The organism is Oscillatoria sp. CS-180 (assembly GCF_028330965.1).
In the GTDB taxonomy this organism is placed as follows: Bacteria; Cyanobacteriota; Cyanobacteriia; order Phormidesmidales; family Phormidesmidaceae; genus Halomicronema.
This window is the reverse complement of sequence record NZ_JAQMUB010000081.1, coordinates 185,619-212,167: the sequence shown is the minus strand read 5'-3', so window position 1 is coordinate 212,167 and position 26,549 is coordinate 185,619. Positions and strand designations below refer to the sequence as shown.

Sequence of the window (26,549 nt, the reverse complement as noted above, 5' to 3'; positions counted from 1 at the left end):
GAAAATATCGACAGAGTAAGCGATCGCGCCGTCTCCTACCCTTCTCCCCAGACCTTCTTCAAGACCGTTTCGACAGGAATGTCAGCCAGGTCTTTTCCACCTGATTCCACACCCAGAAATCTTTGTTCACTAGTATCAACAGGGGGCAAACGACGCTCAGGGCTGTTTTGACCAAATAGCACCAGGGTAAATACGCTGAGAGCAACACCTAGCTCTGAAACATAGCTATCCGTTGCTAAAACTAGGTTTGCCCCTGCTACTAAAGCAGCAGTTTGTCCCAGGTTATCAGGGCGGATAACAGTTAGGTTAGGCGCTGACTGTGTAATCAGTTTAACCGTGTCAGCAGTCTCTGGCTGCTGCAAGAGAACTAGAGGTAGACCCGGCTGGCGCTTCTGAAAGTCTTGAGTAATAGAGATCCAGTTTTCCACAGGATAACGATCATCCTTAGCCCCCTCAGCTAACCCTGGATAGATTAAGACATACCCCTGCTCATCAATTCCCTGAGACTGAATTTGGTTATTGACCCAATCAATATCCCCCTGAGGTACGTTGATGGTTGGATCAGGACAGGGACCGACTACTTCCAAGGGAATGATCAGATCGTGATATTGAAAAGCTACATACTGCTCGGTTTTTAGAGGGACTGTCGTCGTTAAGAAAAGCGTGTTGGCACCACTTTGATAGCCAATGCGGTTAGGAACCCCACTGAGCCAGAGCAACAGTGCAGTTGCCCAGTCAGTTGTGGCCGTGATGACAACGTCATATTCGCGATCGCGCATAATGCCCAACAGATTGGCCCAATCTGCAGGACTGTTGTTTTTTTGAAATGTGTAAGGAATCGTTGCCTGAACAACCTTGGAAACTCGGTATGCCGCTGCTGCTGATGGCTCTACGACTACTGAAATTTCTGCATTCGGAAACGTCCGCTTGAGATGCTCAAGCGTTGGAAAAAAAAGAAGCTGTTCGCTAATTCCACCGGGAACGAGAGCCAGTATATGCATAGCCTTCAGTCCTGCTAGTCCGTCCCACATTTTAGAGGAACGTGGCTCCTAAGAAAGCGTTGTTACCCACAAAACTACCAATTATTAATCTTGCCTTCCAACAATACGTTCCAGTTTCCTAGCTCAGCTCTCCGGCTTTGCTGCTCCTCATTCCCCATTCACGGTACTGTAATGAAGCCGACCATTATTGAAGGAATAGACTGGTGCATTTGCTGATTCCCGCTGCGGGTGTGGGGCGTCGCATGGGCAGCGATCGCAACAAGCTACTGCTGAGGCTAAAAAATGAGCCCCTTCTAGCATGGACACTGCAGGCGGCTGAGGCTAGTCAGCAAATGACTTGGATTGGCATAATCTGTCAGTCTGTCGATGAGCCAGATATCAAAACTATCCTGCAAGATTTAGCGTTGACAACACCCATACAGCTAATCCAAGGAGGCAGCACGCGACAAGAATCTGTCTACAATGGCTTGCAAGCGCTACCGACCGATGCAGACCAAGTTCTAATTCACGATGGAGCACGGTGTTTAGCAACCCCAACGCTGTTTGACCGTTGTGCTGAAGCGCTTCAGTCTTGTTTGGGTTTTGTGGCTGCGGTCCCTGTGAAAGACACCATCAAAGTGGTGGATGACACAGCAACGGTGCAAAATACACCTGATCGAAGTACGCTCTGGGCGGCACAAACCCCCCAGGGTTTTCAGGTCGAGCAGCTCAAGGCGGCCCATGCCCAAGGTATTGCTTCAGGATGGACGGTCACAGACGATGCTGCCCTATTCGAGAGATGTGGTCTTCCGGTCAAGATTGTTCTAGGGGAAGAAACCAATTTCAAGGTGACGACTCCAGAAGACCTTAAAATTGCAGAGATGGTGCTGAGCGATCGCCTCGATGAGTCATAGCCAGTACGCTAAGACAGCAATAGGTTCACCCTACAAAACATTGGGAAGGCTGATCCGCCTTTTTGAATTCCGCAGAGCTTTGCTCTTCTTGTTCGCCTTTGACGTTCTCGAAGAGTCGAGTATTTTGCATTTTGAATTCCGCGTAGCGGTACCAGTCAAAGCGAAAAAGCAGGTCGCTAAGATCGCAGGTAATAATTCCGTTTTAGTGTTCTTCTGCGTTAAGACAAATCCGTTAAGAGCATGATCAAATCTGAGTACTAAAGGTCTTTATAAAGCAAGCGTTTGCAATATTCTGCAATCCTCAGCATTGGCCGTTTTATGCGGATCCACGTAGATGTTTTAGGAATGTAACATTTTACTAAAAAGTTCCAGTAGGTCTATTTTTAGCATTTATGATTGTATGCCTCATTTTTGAATCCAGCTTGCTGGTGTCGATTGATCTCGGTGTCTCTAATTCTAAAGAGATTACTAAAAACGCTAGATAAGGCAGGCCGTTTTTGGTGCAGGCAGGAAAAAACGCTAAAAAAATAATGCCTAAATGCGTGCTTTAAATGACATTCTGGGTATCATTATCATCGTCCGGATTGAGCTAACCCCCTGACCTCTTGAATGTAAGGAGAAGATGTTGGTTTGAATGATGGCAATGATCTCTGTGAAGCTTGCCATGAGAGCGATCGCGGCAATATTTAGAGAGCTTGTCTAATAAAAACTTAATCGCCTTCTGCTGAGTTAAAGAATGAAGTTTTAGCTGAGACAGTTGTTTGCTTGGGTTGATTTGTTTGGTTTTTGCGAGTTGAAACAGGCAGCCTGACGTCGTGTTTTTTGCAACTGTAGGGAAGGTTAGCTATTCTTCTTTGCCCCACTCAAGTGGAACAATGGGGCTGGTGTTTTTGCATTTATGTATAGGAAAAAGGTGCTTTAGAAACCTTTTTTCTTGGTGTTTGGTATTCGGTGTTTTTTGTGTGTTTCTCGGGAAGTCTTTTATTAGGATTTCGGCAATGTCTTGACCGCTGTTTATCAGCAGGCGGTTGAGTAAATGCAGTGACCTTAAAACGCAGCGTATAGAATTTTTTTTGGGATGCGGACCATGGCGATTAGAACGAAGTCCATCGTTTTTGTTGATGCAGGTGTTGAGGCTCCATTGCAGCTAGCAGCGGGGATTGCTTTCAACGCTGAAGTCTTGATTTTGTCTCCGGCTAAGGACGGTGTTGAGCAAATAGCTGCGGTGGTTGAGGCGCGGTCCGATGTTTCTGAGGTTTGCATTGTTGCTCACGGCTCGTCGGGTGAGCTGATTTTAGGAAACGCTCGCCTAAACCTAGAAACACTGCCGCTTTATCGTTCTGTGCTGCATCAATGGGCATCCCAGGGGCGGTTGGTTGATTTGCGCCTCTATGGCTGCAACGTTGCTGCGGGAGATGCGGGTGCAGAATTTTTGGCAGCTTTGCGATCGCTCACTGGGGCCAACATCGCGGCGTCTTCTCGACGGGTCGGTCACGCTAGCAAGGGCGGTTCCTGGACGCTAGACGCCGCTGTGGGTCAGCCCCGCAACACTGCTCTGTTGACTGCGGAGGCGATCGCGGCCTACCCCGGAGTTTTGGCAGGCAGTAATAATTTTGTTGATGCGCCTGAGTTGGTCCTAGTGGATGGTCGTGTCGTTGATACCGATGACACGACAGGTGCTGATTCCGAAGCTGGTGAACCGTTTCACGATTCCTCTATTAGTGATCTGTCTCCCGAATTTCAAGCGTCTTTGAACGACTCCATCTGGTGGCGTTGGACAGCCCCAGTATCGGGTCTCATCAACGCAACTACAGCAGGGAGCGGCATCAATGCAGTCGTTGCCGTGTATACGGGAACGGCCATCAGCAATCTGTCCTCCGTAACCAATCAGGTGTCTCCAGGGGGGAGCAGCGGCAGTTATACCTTTACGGCCAGTGCTGGAACGACTTATTTCTTTGCCGTAGATGGTGTCCGGGAAGCCCAAGGCCCCATTCAGTTAACGCTAAATGTGCCGCCTGTCATTACGCCTGGCCAAACCTTTCAGATCGGTGAGGATGCGACCGATGGCGCTCTCGTTGGCACCCCAATCGCTGTCAGTAAGCCCGTGACCTGGTCTATCGTGAGCGGCAACCCCGATAACGATGGCGATGGTACGGTGGCCTTTGCGATTGATGCTGCTGGTCAGCTATCAGTGCAGGATGCTGGTGACCTCGACTTTGAGGTGTTTGACTCTTTCTACAGCTTGGGCGTTAAAGCGGATGACGGCAGCTTTTCAGATACCGAATCCGTCTTTGTGGACGTGTTGGATGCTCAAGACACGCCAGTCCTGATTGGCCTAAGTAGTCCTGCCAGCGTCGACGAGGGGGCGCTAATCACACTGTCGGGTTTGTTCTCTGACCCGGATGCTGAGGACACTCAAATTATCACCGTGGATTGGGGTGATATGACCAATCAAACGGTAATCAGCAGTGATGGTCTTGCGATTGATGCTTCGGGAAACACCAGTTTTGCCCTCAATCACCTCTATCGAGACAACGGCGATTTCAACATTTCCGTCAGTATTAGCGACGGCGTTAACACGGTTGCGGATACTCGTGCCATTACAGTCAACAATGTTGCGCCAACCATCATTAATGGCGATACGCTGACTCTGGATATCGTTGAGGATGCTGAGGTTGCGTTTCAGCTCAAGGCGACTGATCCGTCTACTTTAGACGTATTGACCTACACGGTGGTCAGTGCACCTGCTAGCGGCACCTTAACACCGAATCCACCTGCTGCACCCGCCAATGCTAGGGACCGCAATCGTCTTTTTACCTACGACCCCAGCGACAATTTCAGCGGCACGGACTCGTTTCAGATTCAAGTCCAAGATGATGATGGTGGTGTCGATACCGTCACTGTCAACGTCAATGTTGAAGCGCAACCAGACGCGCCAGAGGGACTAACGCTAGTACCGACTCCAGCGGCGATCAACGAGGGAGAAATTCTGACGCTGAGCGGCAACTTCGCGGATCCAGATGCTGACGATACATTCACGGTCACTATTGATTGGGGCGATGGCAGTGAGCCAGCCGTATTGACTAACGAAAACCTAACCTTCAATGCGGTTTCAGGCCGATATTCTTTCGCGGTTGATCATCAATATTTTGACGACACGGCGACAGGCATTTTGGTTACGGTGGTGGACGGCTCTGGTGCCGTTGCCAATGGCACGACGGGCATCACGATTAACAATATTGCGCCGACGATTATTCCGGGACCGGATGGTTCCCTGTCGGTTGATGAAGACGGCACTGCCACAATTACCTTCACGGCCAGCGATCCTGCCGATACCAACTTCACCTGGCAGATTATCGACAACGGCACTGATGGAGCTGGTGGAGACGAGTTAGGCGTGGCAACGCTTTCTGAAAACTCTACGGGGGCTGAGCAAACAGTTACTTACACGGCGGCTCCCAATCAGAACGGCCTGGATAAGTTCACGATTCAAGTGTCTGACGGTGTTGATGTCAGTACTTCAACTATTGTCGTTGGCGTGAATCCGGTGAACGATGAACCGACCAACCTGACCACAACATTGACGCCGACGGGGGCGATCGTAGAAGGTAGCACAATCACTTTGGACGGCAGCTTCTTCGATGCTGATAATTCTGCTGATCCGCTGCTGGATGACGTGCATACCGTCACCATTGATTGGGGGGACGGCAGCGCTGTCACAACCCTTGACGATGCTGCGCTGATTGACGCCACCACACCGACGGTTTCTTTTGCCGGCGTTACCCATACCTACGTCGATGGTCCTGGCACGTTCACAGTTACGGTGACTGCAACGGACGCTGCTGGAGCCAGCGTTTCTACCACCCAAGAGGTTACGGTTGAGAACGTTGCGCCCGTCATCTTGGATCCTGATCCCGATCCAGATGGCAAGACAGCAATCACCCTGCCTGAAGACAGCAGCACAACGCTGACTTTAACAGCTACCGATGTCGGCATCCAGGATGTCCTAACTTGGAGCGTGATTGGACCGCCCAGTAACGGTGCTGTCTCCCTAGCTCCAGGTGCAACACCAGGCGAACAGACGTTTACCTATACGCCCAACCTAGACTATGACGGTGATGATACGTTCACAGTGCAGGTGGATGACGGCAATGCGGGTACGGACACCCTGCAAGTGCTGGTTACTGTTACACCAGAGAACGACCCGCCGCAGATCATTACCAATCAGTTCAATGTTACGGAAGGGCAAGCGCTGCCAATTGATATTGGCGTCTTGGATGCGATCGATATTGATACGCTGGACGATTCTCAAATCACTTTCACGATTACAGGACTGTCAGCAGGTGACGCCTTCACCGTCGGTGGCGTAGAGCAAAATACATTCACCCGCGCTGATATTTTGAATGGCGTAGTGGCGTTCCAGGACAACGGCGATGAAGTCACCCCCGCCTTTACAATCGAGGTTTCCGACGGCACCGCTACCGTATCAGCACCGGCTAACGTTACCCTGACGACCGTCAACGATGCCCCTGAAATCATCATTGCCGATCCCTTTACGGTCGCTGAAGGGGGTCGTGTCCCGGTTCGTGCCCAAAACATCAGTGCCACTGACGAAGAGTCGAATGATGCAGATCTGATATTTACGGTCTTTGACTTGGTTGCTGGGCAGTTTTTGGTCGCGGGTGTACCGGGCAACACCTTTACGCTACAGCAGATCAACCAGGGCACCGTTCAGTTTGAACATGACGGTAGTGAAACGCCACCGACCTTTACCCTGACGGTCAGTGACGGTGAATTAGAGAGTCAAGTTAGCTACGTTCCCGGATTCTCTGCGGTCAATGATGCGCCGACCTTCTTGGCGAATACGATCGCCATCAGTGAAGGCGGAGAGATTCCCATTACCACGGCTGAGCTGAATGCGACCGACATTGAGACGCTGCCCAACGATCTGGTTTTCTCCATCAGTAATTTGGCGGCAGGGGAGTTTTTGCGAAACGGAGCGGCGATTGACGTCACGACTGAGACCTTCACCCTGGAAGAAGTGCTGCTGGGTGCGATCGCCTTTAGGCACGACGGTTCAGAAATACCACCGTCCTATTCTGTCACCGTTACGGATAACGGCGTGCCGGTTCAGGCTGCAAGTCAGGACGTCACGGTCGTGTTCACTCCGGTCAATGATGCCCCCGTCATTGCTGATCCAGTTTCCGATCCGCCATTCACCCTCAACGAAGACGGCACCGTCCTCATCACTCGGTCCATCATCGATGCCACCGATGTTGATAATCCACAAACGGACTTGACCTTTACGGTCTCTAACGTCACGGATGGCTTCTTTGCCTTAACAACGGACAAAACGGTTCCCATCACAAGCTTTGAATGGGAGCAAGTCGATAGCCGGCAGATTGTCTTTGTCCACGATGGCGTTGGCACCACTCCCAGCTATACCGTCACGGTTACAGATATTGCGGGTGGTTCCGACACGAAGGATTTTGTGGTTGGCTTCAACGAGGTCAACGATGCACCGACTTTCCCAACCAATACCCTGACGATCAGCGAAGGGGAGCGGGTCTTTCTCACCACGGCCAATCTGCTGGCAACCGACGAAGAATCTTCGGATGCTGAACTGACGTACACCATTGACAGCTTGGTGGCAGGGACCTTTGAAGTGAATGGAGCGCCCATCGCGATCGGCGACAGCTTCACTCAGCAGCAGGTTGTAGACGGTGCGGTGAGTTTTGTTCAGGACGGGACTGAGGTTCCTCCTGCCTACTCTTTAGTGCTCACCGATGGCGGCATTGATGACGGCGCCGGCGGCATTAAAGACATCATTGCTTTGCCGCCTAGCGAGGCCATCATCGGCTTTACCGCAATCAATGATATTCCGGTCCTGACTACGGACTTTCCCATGATTAGCGAAGGGGAAACGTTGCCCATCTCCGCAGCAGTCTTGTCTGCTACGGATGAGGAAACGCCGGATACCGCTCTGGTTTACACCGTGACGACGACGGTGGGTAGCTTCCAGCTCGATGGAGCCGATACCAATACCTTCACCCAGGCCGATATTACGGCTGGACTGGTGGACTACGTTCACGACGGTAGCGAGGCGGGACCAACTATCACAATTTCGGTCAATGACGGTACACCTGAAGGCACTGCCGAGGCCGTCCTGACGCCGACATTTGTCAACCTCAATGATGCTCCAGTTTTAGTTGCTAATAAGTTGACGATTGACGAAGGCGCTACCGTTCAGCTGACGACAGAAATTCTCAGTGCCGAGGATTTAGAAACGGCAACGCCTGACCTCGCATTTAGTCTCACTGACATCGATAACGGCTTCTTCACGGTTGCTGGAGCCGGCATCTTCGGTGAGGGACAGCCTGATACGACGGGATCCTTCCTGCTGCGAGACGTCATTGAAGGGCGCGTAAGCTTTACCCACGATGGCAGCAACTTTGCGCCGACCTACACTGTGCAGGTCTTTGACAACGATGCTGTGGATCAAAAGAGTGCTGGCCCCGCACCCGCAGAGATCGTCTTCAACGCGATTAATGACAACCCGGAACTTGATCCGGCGATCGTCAGCCCGGTCTTTACGATCAACGAAGGCGGCACAGTTGTACTGACTACGGCCAGCATCAACGCCACGGATGAACTGGGCGAGACGCCCCAGGAAGCTCTACAGTTCGGCGTCACGAACGTGGAGAATGGTTTCTTTGCCTTTGCCTCAGCGACCACGGTGCCTATCTCCGCCTTTAGCTGGCAGGATGTCAATCAAGGTCGAGTGGTCTTTACCCATCAGGGCAGTGCCGCTCCCAGCTACACGCTGATTGTGGGCGATGAGCAAGGGGGAACAGACACCGAGAACTATACAGCAGCTCTGATTGAAGTTAACGATCCGCCTACCTTTCCAACTAACGTTCTGACGATTAGTGAAGGGGAGCGGGTGGTGCTCACGACAGCCAACCTGTTCGCCACAGATCAGGAATCTCCTGATTCGGAGCTGACTTACACTATCGATAGCCTGACAGGCGGTACGTTTGAGCTGAATGGGACCGCGATCGCGATCGGCGATAGTTTTACCCAGCAGCAGGTCATTGAGGGCGCGATCAGCTTCCTGCAAGACGGCAGTAATACAGCACCAGCCTATTCCCTCGTACTCAGTGACGGTGGTATTGACGATGGCGGCGGTGGCACCAAAGACATCATTGCGCTGCCACCGAGTCCAGCCGTCATTACCTTTACGGCAGTCAATGATGCGCCCATCCTGACCGCGGCACTCGCGACCGTCAGCGAAGGGGAAACGATCCCGATTACGACGGCTGTTCTGACGGCCACCGATGAGGAAAGTCCTGATTCCACACTGGTTTACACGGTCAGCGCGACTGTGGGTAGCTTCCAATTAGATGGCGCACCCGTCAATACCTTTACCCAGGCGGACATTGAAGCTGGGCTAGTGGATTATGTTCACGACGGCAGCGAAGTTGGGCCAGTCATCGAAATTGCCGTTAGCGATGGCAGCCCTGAGGGCGTTGCCACAACGACCCTGACGCCAACGTTTGTTAACTTCAACGATGCGCCTACCTTTGTCGCCAATACATTGACGATTGAGGAAGGCCAGACCCTTGAACTGAGCACGGCAAACTTGAGTGCCAGCGATCTAGAGACGATCGCACCCAACCTCAGATTTGAAGTCAGCACGATTGAAAACGGCGTCTTCACTGTCGAAGGGACAGGCATCTTTGGTGAAGGGCAGCCAGACACTACAGGTTCCTTCCTGCTGCAAGATGTGATCGAAGGGCGCGTCACCTTCACTCACGACGGCAGCAACTTTGCTCCTACCTACACCGCTGAAGCCTTTGACGATGATGCTGCTGATCCAAAGAGCACTGGACCGGCGGTTGCGGAAGTGTTCTTTACGCCCACGAATGACGCTCCACAGCTTGATCCGGCGATCGTCAGTCCCGCGTTTGAAATCAACGAGGAAAGCGTTCAACTGCTGACCACTGCCAATATCAACGCAACTGACGAAGAGGGCGAAACGCCGCAGGGGGCCCTCCTGTTTACGGTCTCGAACGTTGTCGGCGGTTTCTTTGCAAACTCCACAGCTACTACTGTTCCCGTCGATTCGTTTACCTGGGATGAGGTGAATCGCGGACAGGTTGTCTTCAGTCATACGGACAGCAACACTGCGCCGAGTTACACACTCACTGTTCAAGACGAACAAGGGGCAACAGACGTTGAGAATTACACAGCAACGCTGTTAGCCGTTAATGATGCACCGCAGTTCATCGCTAATGACCTAGCGCTGACAGAAGGCGACACCATTGTCTTGAACAGCAATAACCTATTCTCCAGTGATGAAGAGACTGGGCCAGCCGGACTCACCTACACCATCAACAGTTTGGTAAATGGTCAGTTCTTCCTAGGGGCCGATGAGCTTATTGTTGGCGGTACCTTCACGCAGCAGAACGTTTTGGATGGCCAGGTTAGCTTTGTTCATAACAACACGAACGACGCACCCAGCTATGAACTGACCCTGACCGATGAGCCCATTGGAGCGGATCCTGCCATTTCCATTGGTCCCAGCACCGTTCGAATCCTGGATTTCTTCATCGTCAACGATCCGCCTAGCTTCGTGGTTAACTTTCCCACCGTCGAGGAAGGGGCTGTCATTGCCATCGACAACACCATCATCAGTGCCAGCGATGATGAGAGTGCCGCCGCTAATCTGGGTTTTGTGGTCACGACGATCGCCAACGGCGAATTTCGTTTGGATGGTGCCATCACGGGCTTCTTCACCCAAGAAGACATCAACAACAGTCGGGTTTCCTTTGCTCATAATGGCAGCAAAAACCCGCCAAGCATCACGCTGACCCTCTCCGACAACGGTGTGCCTGCACCTGAAAGCGTCACCCAGGTGATTGAACCTGAATTCGTGACGATCAATACGGCACCGACGTTCACAGCCAACAGCTTCAGTCCCATTGAGGGCGACTTCACCGTTCTAGCGCCGACGGATTTGGCCGCAACGGATATTGAGGACGAAGCGAGTCTGTTGCAGTTCACTGTGGATTTAGCCACGCTGGAGGGTGGACAGTTCTTCCTCAATGGGGTGGAATTGAGCACATTGCCCGAGGGCGATCGCGCCTTCACGCGAGCTGACCTTACCTTCAGCCGCGTGGTCTTCAAGGACGATGGCGACGAAGTTCCTCCAGTCATTTCCTTCACCGTCACTGATACCGAAGGTGGCAGCACAACGGCACCCGCAACCGTTAACTTAATTCCTGTCAACGATCCGCCTGCGGTTACGGTCAACACCTTTGAGATTGGCGAGACCGGGCTACTGGTTCTGAATGATGGCGATACCGTCAACCTCCAGGCTGAAGATGCCGAGACCCTTGACCCCGCCGGATTGACCTACACCATCAGCGAGCTGGTGGCAGGCACCTTCTTCTTTGACGACAATCCTGAAGCGCCCATTAACCAGTTCACCCAACTGGATCTGAACAATGAGCGTGTTGTTTTTGTTCAAGACGGCAGCAACGTTCCACCCAGCTTCAACATCACGGTAACGGACCCAGAAGGCGGCTTGGTGACTGTTCCAGCCAACGTCACCTTTACCGCAACCAATGATGCACCCATCGCAGTTGATGACTTTGGCAACGGCTTCGGCATTGACGAGGACACCTTCCTCACTACACCCGTTCTAACGCTGAATGATATTGACGAGGAAGGGGATTTGCTGACCATCATTGCCCTCAATGGCGCGCCAGTGGGCGTCGGTGACGCGATTACCCTGGCGTCAGGGGCGACGGTGACGCTAAATGCAGACAATTCTGTTGGCTACAATCCGAGTCGTGCCCTGGAGTTTTTGTCTCCGGGTGAACAACAGGCCGAACCCTTTACTTACACCATCAGCGATGGCAATGGCGGTGAAAGCACAGCAACGGTGACGGTCATTGTTGACGGTGTGAATGATGCACCTGTTGCCGTGGAGGATCTGGCCGCGACCAACGAGGCTACACCGATTGTTCTCAATGTCTTAGAGAATGACACGGACTTTGACCTCAACGAAACCCTGTCAATCACTGAAGTCGGGGTCGCAGGTCTACGGGGACAGGTCTTTATCAATGGTGATGGCACCTTGACGTACGACCCGACACCGATTGGGGGTGCATTGCGCGGTGACGAAACCATCAACGAAACCTTCGCCTATGCCATCACTGATACTCGTGGAGCGGTGGCGACCGGCAGCGTAACTGTGGCCGTTACGGGCGTTGATGATGGCCCCACGGCTGTCGATGATAGCGGTGAAGGCTTTGCTACCGATGAAGATACGGCCTTTGTTACCGGAAATGTTTTGGTGAACGACATCAATCCGGAAGTGGAGGGGCTGGCGATCGCCGATATCGATACCTCCCAAACTGCAGGTAGTGTGATCAGCAATGGGGATGGCACCTTCACCTATGACCCAGCAGGTGCATTTGATGGTTTGCCAGAAGGTGGACTAGCAACCGATAGCTTTGTCTACACCGTTGTTGACAATGCAGGCAATTCATCTGCGGCGACGGTGACTATTAGTATTACTGGACTCGTCGAAACGCCAGATTCCTTCTTCGATTTTGAACAGTTCTTGCGGTCTCAGGATCCGGCTACCATGTCTCCTGCTGAGGAGGTGGGCGGTTTGCTGCTGGCGCAATTCTTCGACGAAAATTTCTACCTTAGCCAAAATCGAGATGTGGCTGTTTCAGTTGAAACGGGTCGAACACCCTTCGGCTATCAGCACTTCCTCTCGTTCGGCTTAGCGGAAGGTCGTGACCCCAGCATTTTGTACAACGAGGAGTTTTACGTTGGCAGTAATCCTGATGTTGCAGGGGCGATCGCTGCGGGTACGTTCTCCAGTGGCTTGCAGCATTTCTTGCTCGTCGGCAACCGAGAGCAACGAGACCCCAGTAACTTCTTTAGTCAGGCCGACTACTTGAACAATAATCCTGACGTGGCGGATGCCATTAATGCTGGGGCGGTTAGCAGTCCTTTCGAACACTACGTTGAATTTGGCGTAGATGAAGGACGAGGCCCCGTGCTGAATCTCTATTCTGAGAGCTTCTATCTGGCGACTAATCCTGATGTGGCTGGAGGGGTAGCCGCAGGTAGCTTTGCTGACGGCTTCGAACACTTTGTTCGATCTGGGCAAATCGAAAATCGTCCGCCGAGCAGCCTATACAACGAAGGCAGTTATCTAGCGCTTAACCCAGATGTCTCAGACGCTGTGGCTGCAGGTGCATTTACGAGTGGTTTCCAACACTATGAAATGATGGGTCGTTTCGAAGGACGAGGTGTTTTTGCTTAATTCAAGTATGTCGTAATGAGCCATATCTACCTTGTCAGGAGTTCTGTTCTGATGAGGTAGTTGATCGGTAAAGGAAAAGGCGCAGGATGAAGTTGAAAGGATGAACTGGCGACGGCTATAAATCTCTTGTTTTCCAAGCCGTAAGTTTTCTGTAGCCTCGTCAGTTCCATCAGGACAAGACGGCGAGTCATCGGACTATGGGCTAAGCACTCAGATGCTATTAAGTGCACAAGCTTAGATGGCTAAAGCTATCTATTGCAATCAATACCCAGACGCTCTTTTTATCGTTGGGATTGTTCAGCATGAGAGGTCAAAAACAATAAGAAAGTAATCGATTTAAGACTGTTAGAGTTAAAGCTGTCTGTGAATTCAGCGATCGCGCTACTGATTCTGAAAAGCCTATAAGTAGTGCCGTGTTCTGAATGACATAACGTTCATCTCAGAAACATCTTTTATTCTTCTTGGACTATTTTAATAGCTGGCAAACGGGAACATACTCAATTATTTTTACGCCTTTAAGATTGATGGAATTACTCCTTATTCTCAGCCATCTGTTCTGAGAGTGCTTTCTATTCTTGACACTTGCTCGGGAAGTAAGATTTATTACAAGTATGATGATTGATTTTTGGCTGGCAGTTCTTTTGGTATTTGAATTTCCAAAGTAACCGTCTAAACTTGAAATCGCGAGTCGGGTCTGATTGACTAATCGGAGCAGGAAAAAACCTGCGTCCAAAATCTACAGGATGCGCTAAAGTTGGGATGCCATTTTGGTGTGCGAAGCAAATTTTTGGGCTTTCTTCTGGGAGTTTGTCTTTGCGATCGCGGCATCTCGTAGAAAGTTTGATGTGGAGAGAAGCGGTTTTAGAAAGCCGTTAAGACAATTAATTAAGCTCTCACAATTGAGTTGATATCAAGAGTGAAATCCAATGGCAGCACCTCAAATTACGACGAACCGACTCGATATTGAAGAGGGACAAAATATCCCTGTCTCAACCAGTGAGTTGAACGCTAGCGCACCTGGCGTTTCTACAAACGATATTCGCTTTGAGATCATTCCAGCCGTGGGTGCTGGCGGCGAGTCGCTGCTAGCAGGAAGCTTCCTGCTGGATGGAGCGCCTACGACTAATTTCAGCCTGGAAGAAATTTTGCAGGGTAGGGTTGATTTTAGTCATGATCGCTCGAATGTTGCACCGCAATACACCGTTGTGGCAAGTGCGGCAGGAGAAGTTTCTGAGGCGAGTGCCCCAGAGATTGTATTCGTGGCCCGCAACGATAGCCCCATTTTTTCGATCAATGCGCTGTCAATTTCAGAGGGTGAAACCGTTACGCTGAACGCGATCGCAGAGGCGCCCAACTTAGTGACGACTGACGAAGAATCACCGCCCGAGCAGTTGACCTATGAAATCCTATCGGTATCTAACGGGAATTTTCAAATTGGTGTTGGTGAAACGGCGACTGAACTGGGAGTGGCCGACCGCTTTACTCAAGCCGATGTCAATGCGGGGCTAATTGCCTTCAAGCATGATGGCAGTGAGACGGCTCCTAATTACAGTCTGCGCGTGATTGATACTGGCATCGCTGATGATCCGACACCCAAAGGCACCAGCCGCGAAGTTGCACTACAAAATTTTGCCCAAATCAACGACGTCCCGGTTATTACTGCCAACGGTATTGCCCTGACAGAAGGCGCTACGGTGAGGCTGAATAGTCAGAATATTGCAGCCACTGATGTCGAAGATGACGATGCCGCGCTCGCCCTTGTAATTACCTCAGTCACAGGCGGACGCTTTGAGCTGCTTGACCCTGCAGGAAACGTTGTATCCGTGCTCGCGTCGCCGGATACAGAGCCGGTTCCCTTTTCACAAAACAGCATCTTACAGGGGCTGGTTCAGTTCGTTAACGATCCGGCTACCGATACTCCACCCACATACACCTTGCAGGTCAGCGATTCTGGGATTCCCGATCCGGTTCAGGTGGCAACAGATGAAGCTGAAATTCTTTTCACCGCTGTCAACGATTTGCCGCTACCACAGATCGTTTCCCTCATCATCGCGGAAAACCAAACGGTTCCGCTGACAGGTGAGAACTTGCAGGTCATTGATGAGGAAACGCCGCCTGATGCCCTGGCCTATCAGGTCAATGAGGTGGTTGCCGGTCGCTTCGTCCGCATTGCCGATGGCACCACCGTCACGGCCTTCACTCAAGCTGAAATTAATGCTGGGAACGTCATTGCCTTTGAGCATGACGGTAGTCCGGTTGCGCCTGCCTTCACACTAGCTGTAGCCGATGGTGGCGGCAATGTGATTGAGATTAGCAGCGGCGATGGAATTCAGTTTCAAGCCTTCAATGATCTGCCTGTGGTGCAGCGATCGCAGCTTACGCTTACTGAAGGTCAGACGGTCACCCTCACCAGTGCTGAGAACTTGCAAGTGCTGGATGAAGAAAGCTCTCCGGCTGAGTTGATATACACCGTTCAGATTGCTAATGCAGACCCGGCTAAGCCTGATCGCTTCATCATCAACGGCGTTGAGACGCTAGAACCAACGGTTACGTTCACCCAAGCAGACGTCAATGCGGGCTTAGTACAGTTCGTACACGGCGGTTCCAATGTTGCTCCAAATCTGACCCTGTCCGTCACCGACACGGCTCTGTCTGATACGGATGCACCCAATCCTCCTGTTCCGCTTGATTTTGTGGTCACGTTTCAGGCGACCAATGATGAACCTATCTTCGCGGTCAATACCCTTTCGATTACGGAAGGCGGCACCGTCGTCCTCAACAGCATTGAGCCCAATTTGGTGACGACCGATGAAGAATCCCCTGCGACGGAACTGACCTACACCATTGATAGCTTCAGTGACGGTACTTTCCAGAGCTTAGGCGGGGACGCACCAGCAAATCTGGCGATCGGTAGCACCTTTACCCAAGCCGATGTGGATAACGGCCTGATTCAGTTCACCCATAACGGCAGCGAAATCCCGCCTGCTTACCGTTTGACGGTTACCGATACGGGAATTAACGGAGACCCTGGAACAGTCCTCGGCGTTGCTCGCGATCTGCAAATTCCAGATGGCGGATTTGTTACTACAAACGATCCGCCTGTGCTGGTGAACAATACTCTGACGCTCAGTGAAGGGGACATCATTGTTCTCGATAGTGACAATCTCAGTGCGACTGATCCAGAAGACAACGACGCTGATCTGCAATTCACCGTTACCAACATTGTCAACGGCAGGTTTGAGCGAGTCACCCTCGTTGGCGGGGTTGAGCAGATTGAAGTGCTGGCGTCACCCGATCTGCCTACTCCGATTAGCTTTTCTCAGGATCAAATCCTACAGGGGCAGATTCGTTTTGTTAACGATCCGGCGACCAATGCTGCGCCCAGTTACACAGTCACTGTCAGTGACCTCACTACGCCACCCCTGGTAGACAGCCGCGACGCCGAGATCCTATACACGCCGCGAAATGATGCTCCCCTCTTCTCGGTAAACACGCTGACGATCGCTGAAAATGCGACCGTTGTTCTCAACAGCAACCCAGAGGCTCCCAATCTGGTGACCACCGATGAAGAAACACCGCCGGAAGGGTTGACCTACACCATTGATGGGTTCAGCAATGGCATGTTTCAGCTCTTGGGAGGAGAGGCTCCCGTTGATTTGGCGATCGGCAGCACCTTTACGCAGGCTGATGTCAATAACGGTCTTGTCCAGTTCATGCATAACGGCAGTGAACTGGCTCCCAGCTACAACCTCACCGTGTCTGATACGGGACTAGACGGCGATCCGGCGACGATCGAAAGCGTATCTCGCACCGTCGAGATCCCGGATGGGGGGTTCATCCTGGTCAACGATCCTCCGATCTTGGGCAACAACCAAATCACCTTGTCCGAAGGAGACATGGTTGTCCTCACCCTTGAGAACCTCAGTGCTGCGGATGTTGAAAGCGATGACAACGCCCTACTCTTTACCGTGACTCAGGTGACGAACGGGCGGTTTGAGCGAGTCACCATAGTGAATGGTGAAGAGCAGGTTGAAGTGCTGGCGGCACCTGACTTCGCCCCACCGATTAGCTTCAACCAGGCGGAGATTGCTCAAGGCCAAATCCGCTTTGTCAATGATCCGGCGATCGATGAACCGCCCACCTACACGGTTGAGCTCAGGGATCTCGACCCTGAATCACCGCTATCAGTCATCGGTGATGGTGTCGTCAATTTCACAGCCCTCAATGACGAGCCTCAGCTAGCAGCCTTCTCCCTGACCCTGAGGGAGGGCGACACGATCGCGCTAACACCGGAAGTATTGTCTGTTGTTGATGAAGAGCTTCCTCCCGAAGCGGTTACCTACACCGTTGATGCGGTCACTGGCGGTCGCTTTGTGCGCGTAGCCGATGCCAGCGACGCAACTAGCTTTACCCAAGCGGAAATTAATGCCGGGAACGTCATTGCCTTTGAGCACGACGGTGGGAACGCCGCTCCGACCTTCAGCTTGACGGTCAATGACGATGTCAACACCCTCATCATCACTGACCAAACGGAGCCGGGGGTCATCTTTACGTCTGTGAATGATGCTCCCCTTGTGGGGGCCAGTGCCTTTGACGTCGAGGAGGGGGGGCGCGTTGTGCTGACAGAAGCCCTGCTTAGCACAACGGATGAGGAGACGCCGCCAGAGGAATTGGTCTATACGGTGGCGATCGCCAATGCCGATCCCAATCAGCCGGATGGCTTTGAAATCAACGGTCAACTATTGACCGATCCGGCTGTTGCCTTTAGCCAGGCCCAGGTTAACGCTGGGCAGGTGGCATTTGTGCACGGCGGCTCTAATTTTGCGCCTGATTTGACTGTGACCGTAGTAGACACGCTCAACTCTGATGAGGGAGAGCCGATTCCTGTCGAAGTAGACCTTCAAGTAGGCTTTATAGCCTTTAATGATATGCCTATTGTCACGAACACTTTGCGAATTAGTGAAGGAGAAACCGTCACCCTGACACCTGAATTCCTCCTAGCAGGTGACGAAGAAACTCCCCCTGAAGGACTGATATACACCATTGAAGCCGTCCTCAACGGCAGCTTTCAAGCTTTTGATCCAGGCCAAGGGAAGGCAGTAGGACCCCTTGACGTTGGCAGTATCTTTTCTCAGGCAGATGTCAATGGCGGAGCCATCCAGTTTGTTCACAATGGCGACGAAGCGGCTCCCAGCTACACGCTTACGGTGACCGATACGCCTTTGGTGCCTGGCGAAGAACCCAACAGCGTTTCCTCTACTGTTGAGATTCCAGAAGGTGGGTTTGTCAACCTCAACGACAATCCGGCTCTAGAAGCCAATACGCTCACCATCGAAGAAGGGGGCACCGCTGTATTCACGAAGTCAAATCTCCTGGCAGCCGACCCTGACAGCAATCTCAGTCAGGTCACCTTTGAGATTACCGATGTTCAGGGCGGTACATTCTTCCTGAGAGGCACTGAGCTGATTGAAGGCAAGACCTTCACCACTGCTGCTGTCTCCTTTGGCGAACTGTCATTCACAGACGATGGTGATGAACTTGCACCGAGTTATTCGGTCATCGTTCGCGATGTGGAAGGGGGTATGGCTGAGCCTGTTCCAGCGACCATTGAGTTCATTCCCCTGAATGACCCACCTGAGTTGACCGCTAATACCTTCGAGATTACCGAAGGTCAACGACTTACGCTGAATGATCCGACAACAGGGGTGATTAACCTGCAAGCAACGGATGCTGAGGTGGCTGCTCCCGAAGCGATTACCTTTGAAGTCAGCAACGTGGTTGGGGGAACGTTTGTTGATTTCTTCGCTCAGCCCATCAACCAATTCACTCAAGCGGAACTGAATGCAGGCAATATTATCTTTGCCCATGATGGTTCTGAGACGCCGCCTACCTTTGATATCACGGTCTTTGATAACGGAGGCGAACCCGTTGTTGTACCCGCCAACGTCATCTTCACCCCAGTGAATGACGGGCCGACGTTGGTGAACAATCAGCTGACGGTCACTGAGGGCGTCGGCACTCCGGTAACCTTAGAAAACTTCTCGGCAGCGGATGCCGATACGCCTCCAGACGTGCTGACGTTTGTCATCACAGAATTGCAGGGAGGGGGCTTTGCTATCCGAGAGGGCGATGCCCTAATTCCCACAACCACCTTCACGCAGGGGCAACTGGCTGCAGGTGTTGTTGAGTTTGTTGACGATGGTGACCAAGTTCCTCCCAGCTTCAATATCAGCGTTAGCGATGGCGAGATTCAAACGGATCCAGTTGCAGCCGTTATTGGAGAGCTGATCAACACTAATGATCCGCCTGTCGCTGTAGACGACGGAGGTGAAGGCTTTATCACCAACGAGCAAACTGCCTTCACAATGGCTAGTGTGTTGGCCAATGACATCGATGAAGATCCCGGTGATTCGGAAACCCTGGCAGTGATTCAGTTGAATGGACAAGCTGCCACGGAAGGCGTCCCGATCGCCCTACCATCGGGAGCCGTCATCTCTTTCGCGTCTGGCGGCAACATTAACTACGACCCGAACGGTCAGTTTGTGGCTCTAGTCTCCGGTCAATCTGCGGCAGATTCGTTCACCTACACCATTACTGATAGCTCTGGCGCAACGTCCACCGCGACGGTCAACATCGAGATTGCGGGCATCGACAATACGCCAACGCTTGATTTAAACCGTCTATCCATTAGCCGGGGGCAAACCCTCGTTCTGTCCGGCATTAATCTTTCAGCTTCTGATGCTGACACGCCACCGGAGGCTTTAACGTTCACCGTCTCAGATGTAGTCGGCGGAGAATTCTTGCTGAATGGTGCAGCAACTGAAAGCTTCTCCCAGCAAGATTTACTCAACGGCACTGTGAGTTTTGTCCAGGATGGTAGTGAAACATCTCCTGCCTACAACATTGTGGTCAGTGACGGCTCAACTTCAACGGAACCGTTAGCGGTTACGGTCGATCAGTTTGTTCCTGTCAATATTGGCGCGATCGCGGGCGGCGTTCTGGACTATGAGCAATTCCTACGGCTGCAAAATCCCGACGCTGTTATCCCGGTGGATAGTATTAACGACTTACCCATTGCCCAGTTCTTTGACGAGCAGTTCTATCTCACGCAGAATCCAGATATTGGACAGGCTGTCGGGGCAGGCACGTTTTCATCCGGATTTGAGCATTTCCTCACGGCGGGTATTGCTGAGGGACGCAATCCCAGCGTTCTGTACAATGAGGACTTTTACTTAGGGACTAACGAAGACATTGTTATTGCGATCGCAAACAACATGGTGCAAAGCGGCCTAGAGCATTTCTTGCTAACAGGCGCATTTGAGTTACGAAGTCCCAGTAGCCAGTTCACCCAAACAGAGTATCTAGACGAAAACGTCGATATTCAGAATGCGGTTCGTGATGGCGTGTTTAATAGCGGGTTCCAGCACTATATTCTGCAAGGGGCCAACGAGAATCGCTCACCAGCGTTGTATCTCTATAACGAGGAGTTTTACCTCAGCAACAATCCGACCGTGGCAGCCGACGTGCAAAACGGATTGTTCACCGATGGCTTCGAACACTTTGTTAGCTTTGGTCAGATTGAAGGGCGACAGCCTAGCATTCTATATAACGAAGCTAGCTATCTTGGTCTCAATCCTGACGTTGGAGCGGCAATAGCAAACGGCAGTTTCACAAGCGGGTTTGACCACTACGTTGAAATCGGTCGATTTGAAGGCCGCACCGTATTTGCATAGCGAAGATCGTCAGGAGCCTGTAGGGTTATCAGTGGTATGACCCTACAGGCTCCTTTGTGTCGTTTATTTGAAATCCATAGCCGAACAGGCGATCGCTCGAACGCAAGACCTATTACGAGTGATCGTCCATGCCTGACTTTTGCTAGCGTTCGTTATTTGGTCGAGGCTGAGAGGGAAGGTGCGATCGCAGTTGCCAGTTTTCGTAGCATGTCGGCAGTCGTCTCAAAATCCACACAGGCATCGGTGATGCTTTGCCCATATCTGAGCTGGCTCAAGTCCTCAGGAATGGATTGCTTGCCGGCAACCAGGTGGCTTTCGACCATTACGCCCAAAAGGTGGCGCATCCCTGACTTAACTTGCTGAGCAACATTTTCCAACACGACAACCTGCTGGTTGTGGTCTTTTTGAGAGTTCGCGTGGCTACAATCCACCATCATGCGAGGATTAAGGCCCAAATCGGTTAGCTCTTGAGCGGCCTGCTGCACGTAAACACTGTCATAGTTGGGACCATGCTTGCCGCCCCGTAAAACAAGATGCCCATCAGGATTACCTGTGGTGGTGACGATACTGGCTAATCCATGATGGTTGATGCCTAAAAAGTGATGGGGTCGGCTAGCGGCGAGCATCGCGTTCATCGCTGCCAGCAAACTACCGTCCGTATTGTTTTTGAATCCAATCGGCATTGACAGCCCAGAGGCCATCTCTCGGTGGGTTTGGCTTTCCGTGGTGCGGGCCCCGATCGCCGTCCAGGAAATAACGTCAGCAATATATTGAGGCGTAATGGGATCTAACAGCTCGGTGGCTGAGGGTAACCCCAAATGGGCTAAATCTAATAGAAGTTTACGGGCTAACCGCAAGCCTGTATTGATGTCGTAGCTGTTATCCAAATGGGGATCGTTGATGAGTCCTTTCCAACCAATATTGGTGCGAGGCTTTTCGAAGTAAACCCGCATAACGATTTCTAAGGATTCGGATAGTTCCTGCCGCAGGGAAGCGAGCTGTTGGCCGTATTCCAAAGCCGCATCAACATCGTGGACAGAACAGGGGCCGACGATGACCAGCAGACGACGATCTTCGTTGTAAAGAATATTGCGGATGCGATCGCGAGTTTGAGTAACCAAGGTGGCTGCCGTTTCCGTAATCGGCAGTTCATGGTGTATCAAAGCCGGACTCGCGAGTGGGCGTGTCTCAACAACGTGCAGATCCTGAGTCTTGTGCATGAACTTGGTTATTGGCAGATCAGAGTTTTCAGTATCCCCCACCCTGGCGATTCTTTCCAAGCGAGTTGTGAGGAACTTTATCCTTATCAATTGTATTCAACTTATCTAAACTCGCGAATTATCAGAAACGATGACAAATATGATTAGTCTGACTAGGCGATTAGGCAGGCTAGGCGATCAGGCAGGGCTGTCGCCACTATGTCAAAGTGATGGCACCACAGCGGCTCTAATGCTACTTGGATTCATAGGCAAGCGTAGGCAAAGACTTTTTCTTAAGTCCTGCAATAAAGGTATGATGCGCTCTAAGTTGCTTTCATAAGGTAGCTTCAATATATCTGTGGTGCAGTTTCACTAATCGTCTTACTATTGTTAGCTTAAAGACATTGGAAAACTGTATTGGCCTGTTTCCTCGTTCTCCCTAGGCTTAGAGTGAGCAGGTTGATTTTTGTTAGCAGCTGGTGTCCTATTGCCGTCTGAAATGCCCCTGACCCGAACCGTTAGTGCCTTAGTTGCGCTTCTATTTGCCTTCCTGATTGTTGTCTTAGGGGGATGGTACTTCACCCTAGCCTTCGGCGTGATTGTTTTTTTGGGACAGCGTGAGATTTTTCAGCTGGTTCAAGCGAAAGGCATTTTACCAGCAGCAAAAACAACTCTATTCGTCAGTCAACTTCTATTAGTGTGTGCCCATAGCTCTCCCACCTTGGTGAACGCAGTTTTACCGTTAGGCGGCACGTTTATTTGTTTCTATCTGCTGTTTCAACCTAAATTTGCCACGATCGCGGATGTTGCTGCTTCTATTTTGGGCCTTTTTTATGGCTGCTATCTTCCTAGCTATTGGATTCGCCTGCGGGACTTGGATGCTGTAGCAACGCTTCCGTTAGAGGGATTCTGGCCAACTTGGCCAATACAGGTTCAAGCCCTACCAATGGGGTTGACGGCTACATTGTTGGCCTTCTCGTGTATTGCCGCTGCTGATATTGGTGCTTATGTCATGGGTCGCACCTTTGGCAAAACACCCCTCTCAAACATTAGTCCTAAAAAAACGGTCGAAGGGGCTGTCTTTGGCATGGCTGCCAGCATTCTGATCGGCATGGCAGGTGCTGCTTGGCTGGACTGGTCTATATGGCTCTCGGGTGGAGCGCTGGGTGCTCTGATTGGAATTAGCAGTTTGCTGGGTGACCTCACAGAATCTTTGATGAAGCGCGACGCTGGCGTGAAAGATTCGGGACAGTTAATCCCCGGTCATGGCGGCATTCTTGATCGCACCGATAGCTATGTCTTTACGGCGCCAATTGTCTACTATTTTGTGACGCTGCTGCTGCCGATGCTGCCCCAGTAAAAAGAGGGCCACTATCCCCTGATCCCCTCCTCTGATAGACTGAATGACTGAGATAGCTCTGGTCAGACCCACGTAAAGTCGGCAGTTTTGGAGGATAAGGGCCTTGTTGGAAACCACACTAGGTTTAGAAATTATTGAAGTTGTTGAGAAGGCAGCGATCGCATCTGCCCGCTGGATGGGTAAAGGCGACAAGAATACTGCCGATCTCGTGGCTGTAGAAGCCATGCGGGAACGCATGAACGATATTCACATGCGAGGCCGCATTGTGATTGGCGAAGGTGAGCGTGATGATGCCCCGATGCTCTATATCGGCGAAGAGGTCGGCATTTGTACTCGTGAAGATGCTAAGGAATACTGTAATCCCGACGAACTGATTGAGATTGACATCGCTGTTGACCCTTGCGAGGGAACTAATCTCTGTGCCTATGGTCAGCCTGGCTCCATGGCCGTATTGGCAATTTCTGAGAAAGGCGGTTTGTTCCATGCGCCTGACTTTTACATGAAAAAGTTGGCCGCCCCTTCTGCAGCTAAGGGCAAGGTTGATATTCGCAAGTCTGCGACAGAAAACCTGAAGATCATTGGAGAGTGTCTAGACCGGGCGCTTGATGAGCTAGTTGTCGTGGTGATGAAGCGCGATCGCCACACTGACCTCATCAATGAAATTCGGGATGCAGGGGCACGAGTTCGCCTGATTAGTGATGGTGATGTCTCTGCGGCTATCTCTTGTGGCTTTGTAGGAACTAATACTCACGCTTTGATGGGAATTGGTGCAGCTCCTGAAGGCGTTATTTCAGCTGCTGCAATGCGCTGCTTAGGCGGACATTTCCAAGGACAGCTCATTTATGATCCTGCCGTTGTTAAAACAGGACTCATCGGTGAAAGCAAAGAGTCTAACGTTGCTCGCCTGAAGGAAATGGGCATTGAAGATCCTGATAAGGTCTATGAAGCAGAGGAACTAGCCTCCGGTGAGACTGTGCTATTCGCAGCCTGTGGTATCACCTCAGGAACGCTGATGGAGGGTGTTCGTTTCTTCAGCGGCGGTGCTCGTACGCAGAGCTTGGTTATTTCCAGCCAATCCAAAACGGCTCGTTTTGTGGACACTATTCATATGCCCGAAAAGCCCAAAGCGCTTCAGCTCAAGTAAGCTTGAACATTGTGCTAGGTGAGCCACTGTTCTTCTAGATGAAGCGCCCATCGTGGGTGCTTGAAAGGCATAACCTAATGTTGTGAATCAGAGATGCGATTCGTCGTGTCTCTGATTCTTTATGGAAGCAAATAGAGAGCCAATTGCGTCTTAAAGCTTGAATTTAATAGACTTTTGTTGAGTTTCCTTGAGTCAACTAGCGTTGTTCTTTACTTTCAGAAATGCTGGTAATGAAATAACAAGCTTCACTGCCTCACATCTTTTTGTCAGGTCTTTAATTTTTCGAGGCTTACCCAGTTCTCGATGTACCGACTGTGCTGATTTTCTATGACTCTGCGTTTGATACCCCCGCTATCTATAGTCTTTTCTCCAGCTCAGGAGAATTGGCAGATCATGAAACCAAACTGGATAAGGATGCTCTCCCTTTGAGAGCAAAACAGGCACAATAGAAAGTCTGTGTGAGTTGCTTTTTATCAAGTCGATAACAAAATTATTTCGTTAGGAGGATGCATGAACATTGCTGTAGTGGGTCTGAGCCACAAAACTGCACCCGTTGACGTTCGGGAAAAACTGAGTATTCCTACCCCACAAGCTGCAGAGGCGATCGCTCAACTCCTCAGTTATCCGCACATCGATGAAGTCTCCATCCTAAGCACCTGTAATCGCCTAGAGATCCATATCGTGACGGAGAAGGCCGATCAGGGTGTACGAGAGGTCATTCAGTTTCTGTCAGACTACGGCAAAGTGCCCCTCGCTGCCTTACGAGAGCATTTGTTTATCCTGCTGCATCAAGACGCTGTAATGCATTTATTTCGAGTGGCAGCGGGGCTAGACAGTTTGGTCTTAGGCGAAGGTCAAATCTTGTCTCAGGTCAAACATGCTCACAAACTTGGGCAGCAGCATAAAGGTGTAGGCCGCATTTTGAACCGTTTACTCAAGCAGGCCATTACTGTGGGTAAGCGCGTACGGACCGAAACCAGTATTGGAACCGGAGCAGTCTCTATCAGTTCGGCAGCGGCAGAATTAGCTAAGCTCAAGCAGCCTAACTTAGAAGCCTGCCGCATCAGTATTTTGGGAGCCGGTAAAATGGCTCGCCTTTTAGTGCAGCACTTGCTGTCTAAGGATTCTTGCCAAATCACGATTCTCAATCGTTCTATCAGCCGAGCGGATGATTTAGCCGCACAGTTCAATGGTGCAGGCATTCAAACCGGGACCCTCGACATCATGATTGAGACCGTTTGTGCGTCAGATGTTGTGTTCACCTGTACGTCTTCGACTGAACCTATCTTAGATAAGGCCAGGCTAGAGGCGGCTTTGATGCCTCATCAAAAGCTCATGCTGTTCGATATCTCAGTGCCTCGCAACGTGAACACGGATGTGAATGACTTAGAAAATGTCCATGCTTTCAACGTGGACGATCTGAAGGCTGTTGTGGCTCAAAATCAAGAGAGCCGTCGCCGTATGGCGATGGAAGCGGAAGGATTGCTCGAAGAAGAACTTGAAACGTTTATGGATTGGTGGCGATCGCTCGACACGGTTTTCACCATTAGCAGTCTTCGCAGCAAAGTAGAAACGATTCGAGAACAGGAACTAGAGAAAGCCTTTTCTCGATTAGGGGAGGAATTTGGCAGCAAGAAACAGCGGGAAGTGATTGAAGCACTTACGCGAGGCATCGTCAACAAAATCTTGCATGATCCCATGGTTCAATTGCGCGCTCAACGAGACATTGAAACTCGCAAACAGGCCATGCATACGCTACACACCCTGTTTGATTTAGAGCCTTTGTCGAATGAAACGTTTGGCTAGAGCGGCCTGTTCTGTTGGGCATGTAGAGTTCACTCCAGAGATCAGAGCAGCGTATGTTTGTCG

8 protein-coding genes are annotated in these 26,549 nt (G+C 51.2%); 6 read left to right on the top strand and 2 right to left on the bottom strand.

Annotated features, from left to right (window positions below):
• Positions 1 to 35: 35 nt before the first annotated feature.
• On the bottom strand, positions 36 to 1,001 hold the full coding sequence (locus PN498_RS19965; RefSeq protein ID WP_272065072.1) for a glycosyltransferase family 9 protein: 966 nt from the start codon (positions 999 to 1,001) through the stop codon (positions 36 to 38).
• Between the two features lie 203 nt (positions 1,002 to 1,204).
• On the opposite strand from PN498_RS19965, the gene ispD reads away from it, so the two are divergent.
• The 3 genes from ispD to PN498_RS19950 all read left to right on the top strand — a co-directional run bounded on the left by ispD (position 1,205) and on the right by PN498_RS19950 (position 20,977).
• Complete coding sequence (ispD, locus tag PN498_RS19960; RefSeq protein WP_272065071.1) at positions 1,205 to 1,894, top strand: 2-C-methyl-D-erythritol 4-phosphate cytidylyltransferase; 690 nt, start codon at positions 1,205 to 1,207, stop codon at positions 1,892 to 1,894.
• A gap of 1,087 nt (positions 1,895 to 2,981) precedes the next feature.
• On the top strand, positions 2,982 to 13,244 hold the full coding sequence (locus tag PN498_RS19955; protein WP_272065070.1) for a cadherin-like domain-containing protein: 10,263 nt from the start codon (positions 2,982 to 2,984) through the stop codon (positions 13,242 to 13,244).
• Positions 13,245 to 14,170: 926 nt separating this feature from the next.
• A complete protein-coding gene (locus tag PN498_RS19950; protein ID WP_272065068.1) occupies positions 14,171 to 20,977 on the top strand; it encodes a cadherin-like domain-containing protein in 6,807 nt (2,268 codons plus the stop codon).
• Between the two features lie 152 nt (positions 20,978 to 21,129).
• On the opposite strand, the gene PN498_RS19945 is transcribed toward PN498_RS19950, so the two are convergent.
• On the bottom strand, positions 21,130 to 22,197 hold the full coding sequence (locus PN498_RS19945) for a 3-deoxy-7-phosphoheptulonate synthase (protein ID WP_272065066.1): 1,068 nt from the start codon (positions 22,195 to 22,197) through the stop codon (positions 21,130 to 21,132).
• A 478-nt stretch (positions 22,198 to 22,675) separates the two neighbouring features.
• Between PN498_RS19945 and PN498_RS19940 the strand changes: the two genes are divergently transcribed.
• The 3 genes from PN498_RS19940 (at position 22,676) to PN498_RS19930 (ending at position 26,486) form a co-directional block, all read left to right on the top strand.
• Positions 22,676 to 23,536 carry a phosphatidate cytidylyltransferase gene (locus PN498_RS19940; RefSeq protein ID WP_272065163.1) on the top strand — a complete coding sequence of 287 codons (861 nt, stop codon included), beginning with the start codon at positions 22,676 to 22,678 and terminating at the stop codon, positions 23,534 to 23,536.
• Positions 23,537 to 23,639: 103 nt separating this feature from the next.
• Entirely contained in the window at positions 23,640 to 24,680 is a 1,041-nt protein-coding gene (gene glpX, locus PN498_RS19935; RefSeq protein WP_442951434.1) for a class II fructose-bisphosphatase, read from the top strand.
• A 510-nt stretch (positions 24,681 to 25,190) separates the two neighbouring features.
• The gene (locus PN498_RS19930; RefSeq protein WP_272065065.1) at positions 25,191 to 26,486 is read left to right on the top strand and encodes a glutamyl-tRNA reductase; all 1,296 of its coding nucleotides are present in this window, start codon (positions 25,191 to 25,193) and stop codon (positions 26,484 to 26,486) included.
• Positions 26,487 to 26,549 lie beyond the last annotated feature (63 nt).

Coding starts and splice junctions, on each gene's coding strand:
- PN498_RS19965 (WP_272065072.1), bottom strand. CDS start 1,001: ATGCATATACTGGCTCTCGTTCCCGGTGGAATTAGCGAACAGCTTCTT.
- PN498_RS19955 (WP_272065070.1), top strand. CDS start 2,982: ATGGCGATTAGAACGAAGTCCATCGTTTTTGTTGATGCAGGTGTTGAG.
- PN498_RS19950 (WP_272065068.1), top strand. CDS start 14,171: ATGGCAGCACCTCAAATTACGACGAACCGACTCGATATTGAAGAGGGA.
- PN498_RS19945 (WP_272065066.1), bottom strand. CDS start 22,197: ATGCACAAGACTCAGGATCTGCACGTTGTTGAGACACGCCCACTCGCG.
- PN498_RS19940 (WP_272065163.1), top strand. CDS start 22,676: ATGCCCCTGACCCGAACCGTTAGTGCCTTAGTTGCGCTTCTATTTGCC.
- PN498_RS19930 (WP_272065065.1), top strand. CDS start 25,191: ATGAACATTGCTGTAGTGGGTCTGAGCCACAAAACTGCACCCGTTGAC.